4 protein-coding genes are annotated in these 5,328 nt (G+C 27.9%); 2 read left to right on the top strand and 2 right to left on the bottom strand.

Features of this window, described 5'->3' with window-relative positions; all coding sequences use genetic code 4:
• Positions 1 to 340 precede the first annotated feature (340 nt).
• Both UDIV_RS02245 and UDIV_RS02240 read left to right on the top strand, forming a co-directional pair.
• Entirely contained in the window at positions 341 to 2,413 is a 2,073-nt protein-coding gene (locus UDIV_RS02245; RefSeq protein WP_038102751.1) for a hypothetical protein, read from the top strand.
• 239 nt (positions 2,414 to 2,652) lie between these two features.
• On the top strand, positions 2,653 to 3,918 hold the full coding sequence (locus UDIV_RS02240) for an Mbov_0401 family ICE element transposase-like protein (RefSeq protein ID WP_038102748.1): 1,266 nt from the start codon (positions 2,653 to 2,655) through the stop codon (positions 3,916 to 3,918).
• 551 nt (positions 3,919 to 4,469) lie between these two features.
• Here the strand turns inward: UDIV_RS02240 and UDIV_RS02235 are convergent.
• On the bottom strand, positions 4,470 to 4,793 hold the full coding sequence (locus tag UDIV_RS02235) for a hypothetical protein (RefSeq protein ID WP_038102746.1): 324 nt from the start codon (positions 4,791 to 4,793) through the stop codon (positions 4,470 to 4,472).
• A 10-nt stretch (positions 4,794 to 4,803) separates the two neighbouring features.
• Positions 4,804 to 5,328 (bottom strand): hypothetical protein (locus tag UDIV_RS04565; protein ID WP_038102744.1); only part of this gene is annotated, 525 nt, incomplete at its 5' end.

The raw sequence follows: 5,328 nt of genomic DNA, 5'->3' as shown, positions 1-5,328 counted from the left end.
GAAGATGAAGAGCAAGAAGTTCAAAAACCAAAAGGAATGAGGATGTAATTCTTAAATATAAGTACCATTTATGGTACTTTTTTACTGCTTTAGTCTATACTATAAATAATTAAATATTAATTTTAAGGATGATGATTTATGAATAAAAATAACAAACAAATATTAGAACAAGAGAGAGAGAGAGAGACTTTTAGCTAACTCTTCTGAACTAATCCATCAAAAAGCATTTTGAAGCTTTTATGAAAAGGGTGTTTATTTCGATGAAGATAATACAATCTTAGATAAACCATATTATGAAAAGTATTTAATTCACGGAACTGACGGAATCAATAATGGAGTTTTGTTTGAATTTAAAACAAGTTTTAATGCTAATAACACTTTACATAAAGCAATAGCGCAAGGCTTATACACTCTTAAACAATTCAATGATGATGGCTTAATTAAAATTCCACGCTATATTTGTGTTGCTACTTTTAAGCCTAAAAATTATTGATTAATTGATGGATTAAAGTATCAAGATTTTATATATAAAAACGAGAAATTAACAGCAAGTCCGAGTAATGCAAACCCTTTAGATATCAAAATTACTTTTGAACACGAAGGAGTTTGAACTGACCCTAAAGATTTAGTTAAAAAAGTAAATTCTTACCAATATTTGCCTACTAAAATAAATGAATCAAATTTTGCTAAAATTAATGATTATTTCTATTTGAACCAACCAAATCAATCTAACCATAATCCGAGCTATTTTATTAAAGATTTAGTTAAAGGTATTGATGTAGATACTATTATTAATCAACTTAAAATTGATAACAATTTTGATGAAACTAAATTAGAACAACTAACAAATAACCTTAACCAATTAAACTTAGAACCAAAGGTTCTAGATTGAGTTGAACCAATTTTCATTACTAATATGAAAGGTATTATTGCTAGTAAATGAGACCATATTGGTAGTAAACAAGCAATTAAAGATAGGGGAGCATTCTTCACCCCTGATGAGTATGCTAAAAAGATTACAGAGTATGTTTACAACTTTATCAACGAACAACCAACAACACCATATCTAATTATTGATAGATGTGTAGGAACAGGTAATCTTGAAAAGTTTTTAGATGATAGTGTTTTAGCTAATACTATTTTAAATACTTATGAATTTTCAGAATGAGTATATTTAGGAGAATTATTCAAAAATAGAGCTAAAATCATTCGCCCACCATACAACAATGCTAGCTTAATTGATGTTTACATTAATGAAAATGTAATGAGCTTAGGGGACGCATTAAGCAAGGATTTTAATGATTGATTAGCAACATATTTAGCTACTTGGAGAAAAGAAAATCCAACTGGAAGAGTACTATTTTTAGAAAATCCACCTTTTAGAGATGAAACAGCACAATCAAAATTTGTAAGTGGCAAATCTGTATCTATTAATTATGTAATTGAGCAAATCTACAAGACCAACCAATTCCCTAAAAATCAAGTGCGTGATTTATCTTTTCAATTTATTTATAGCGCTAATATGCATATGCAAGAAAACGACCAATACTGCTTAATTTCACCTATTAAATATTGAAAGCTTAATCATATTAATTTTGAGTTCGTACAAGGGTTTTTATCAAATAGAAAGCATTATAATGCTACAGATGGCGGATTACCTATTATTCGTTGAAAGAAAACAAATAACCACTCTGATGTTATCCATTTAGAAAACGCCACTATTAAAAAGGTATTTAAGCGTGTAAATGCTTTTGATATTTCACAAAACAAAGAAGATTATTATGCTAAATTATCAATTGGTAATACATTAGAACATATTGGCAACATCTTAACAAATACAGATAAAGGATTAAGCAATAGAATTTTCTATGTTAATAATGAGAACATTAAGAAAATTAGCGTTCTACATTGTGCTAGCAGTTGAAAAAGCAAATCATATTTATATGATATTTTAACAGTTATGAAAAGTGCAGACAAGCAAGAATTAGCTTGAGCAGATGAAACCTTTATAAATGATTGTTTACTCTGAACTTTACTAAGTGATACTGTAAAATGCTATAGTGATGAAACAATTAAAAATCATATTTGCTTAAGTGGAAAAGCAGCACAAATGCTTAATTCTGAGTTATTTAAAGATGTCCATAATGATTTAATAAACTCTTGAAATGAGATTATCCAAAGAGCTAAAAAAATGACAGATTACCAACCACATTATCTATATGGACTAAACCAAATTAACAAAGATTTAAATAAAAAAGTAGTTAAATACATAGACGCTTTTGGTAAACCACAGTATGGATATGAAGATGATGGATTGCTAAATTCAAGCATTCAAATCTTAAAAAATAAGCTTAAAGAGTTCTATTCAAATCATATTGAGCCAAAGCTTTTTGAGTATGAAATTTTAAAATAAGCAATAACCATTTTGCACTAAATCCTATGAAAAATTAATGCGGAAATCCGCTTTTTTTCTTTGCATTAAAGCATATAAATTTAACAAAATTAAGCAAATAAGCTACATTTTTTATATTAATGATTACCCCATTTTACTTAATTAATCGCGTGTATAACCTAGTACTAAGTACCTTTTATGGTACTATTTTTTTATATAAAAACAAGCCAATTATTTAACTAAGGAAAGAAAATAATTAGATGTTAAGTTATATCTTTAACAATCAAAATGAAGATATTTTAAGCGAACAAAATATCATAAAAACAGTACAAAACCTACTAGAAATTAAGCGAATAGAAACTATTAAAAACTTAAGAACAGAGCACCCTGAATACAAAATTGAGAAGCACAGAATACGAACAATTCACACAATTTATGGCACTATAAAAACCAAAATAACATACTTATCTAAGCCAATACCTAAGTCAAATAAAAGGAAAACTTTTGTAGTTTACCACGATGAATTTCTAAAAAGAAATAGAAGAAAACAGTACGATATTGAGTTTATAAAAAGCTTAAATTCATTCTATTTTTCACACAAAACAATCAACCAAACAGCCCCTAAAACCCCAACAACTGCATTGCTTAGATATTATATAAATCAAGAAAACAACACCCAATTATTGGATTTAAATAGCCAAAATGAAGCTTTAATAAACAAGCAAATTAATGAATTCAAACAGCTAAAAAACTGCACTTTTAAGCTTGAAATTGATGATACATTTTTGAAATTTAACAACCAACAAAAGCGTCTAAAACACAAAATTAGAATGCTAATTTTACACCCTATATTTGCCAACCAAAACAAAATTGACTATTCAAAAGCTATGGCATTTTATGTTATAGAACCTACTAATAGCAGCAATAATAAACCCATCAAAGAGCTAGCAAACCAACTCAAAAATACCCTAGCAAAGTGTTCAATTGACCCTGCTAAAATACTTATAAATGGCGATGGAGCTACTTGAATGAAAACCCTAAAAAGGGAGCTAAATTGCACTCTGAAGCTTGACAAATTCCATTTAATCCATCAGCTTAAAAAAGCTTTTTCATATTGAAAAGGGGGTTTAAAATGTATCAAAAACCTATTCAAAAAGTTCAAGCCAAAGGGGTTAAATTTCAACACGTGGTACTCTTTTTTTAATGATGTTTTGAGCAATAAAAGCTATTCTGAATATCTAAAAAGTGTTGAAATTTTCATCAGCCAGCTAGCTAAATACAACCCAACAAAAGAACAGAAAAAGGTTATAAACGACTTTTTTGCATATGTAGAAAACAACCAAACTAGTATATGAAACGCTAGTGGAGAGCGTCTAGAAAGTAGCAGTTATACAGAACATTTCATCTATAAAACGGTTAAAAAGATACACACTAACAAGCAAGCGACCTATAGTTTAAGATTATTCAAAAACCTAATGATTTACAACAACCAGAAGCACAAAATAGCAACTATTTTCTTAAATTAACAACTAGAGAAGCCTGAGTATCTTTTTTGGTACCTTTTTTGTAATTTTATATTTTATATTATAAAATATATTTAACCAAGGTATTTATTTTAGTACCCATTAAATCAAGGAAGTATCTTTTTTAGTACCCAATCTAGCACATTTATTAATTTATATTATAAATTAATCTTTTCATAGACACACAAAAGTACCTATTTTAGTACCAGGGGGTTATTTTCTCGCGCGCCCACGCCCACCTTGTAGGCAAGATAAGGGGGTGATACCTATTCCTACCGGAAAATCACCTTTATTTATATAATATATAAATAATAAATATCTTACAGGAGGGACCTGGCACCAAAAACAGATACCTGGAGAGTACCTAGACCTACTTTTTTAGCTTAGTAATTTACTTAGTAAATTAAATCTATAGCAATTTGCAAAAAAATTTCAAAATTACAAAAAAGTATGTTTTTTAACCCCGTTCTTAAAAAGTGTGCTATTATATACTTAGCGAGAAAGCAGCAACACTACTGAAAAAAGTGTTTACTATTCTCACAGACCTAGATTTTTTAGCTCCGAAAAGTTACTCGTTCATAGTTATTATTAAAATATAATTGTGCATTTTGATTTAATTTATAACTTTTTCCTGTTCCAGGAGCTCCAAAGAAAATAAGATTTCTAGGAAATGGAATTTCTTGATTTTCAATAATTTCGTTATGCGATTCTATTGATTCATTGTCATTATATAAAGGTTGAATTTCAACATATTTATTACCCTTTTTTAAAACAGATCGAAGCATATCCGCCTGAATGTAAGCAATAAATTCTTCCTTAGTATATTTAGTTTCCCCTATAACATATAAATCATCATTTTCAATATATTTGATCTTCATAAATACCCCATTAAATATTTTTTAGGAATTTTATTATTGTCTTTTTTCTACGAACAGAATACATATCAATAGAATTTAATAATTTATCTAATGATTCCTTCTTTATTCTTATCTGGTCATTCTTTTTATGATTACTATCACGCCTGTTTAAATTAACATAAATTTCTGATAATTTTAAAATTTCAACAATTAGATTTTGTTTATTATAATTTCGGTCAACATCAATAGATAAATAGTTAGAAGTTGTATCATATGATGATCTTCCATCAAAACAACCACGAATAAATGCTGCCCTAATTTGCTCGTTAGAATTTTTTATACTATTAACTTTATTAGTTAAGATATCAATACATTTTTCAGTAGATACATTAGTTTTTTCAATAAGTATAGTAAACCCATCTTTTGAAGAAATTTGAAATTCAGAACTATCGTTTGATTTAATTTCAGGTTTAATCATACTCATATATTTATTAATGAGTTTTATTATTAATAAAAAGTGGCTAGCTAATTCATCATCTGAAACCATCCCACTGTT

Origin of the sequence: Ureaplasma diversum NCTC 246 (assembly GCF_000731915.1) — a bacterium.
Classification (GTDB): Bacteria; Bacillota_I; Bacilli_A; order Mycoplasmatales; family Mycoplasmoidaceae; genus Ureaplasma; species Ureaplasma diversum.
This window is presented reverse-complemented; position numbering and strand designations above follow the sequence as displayed.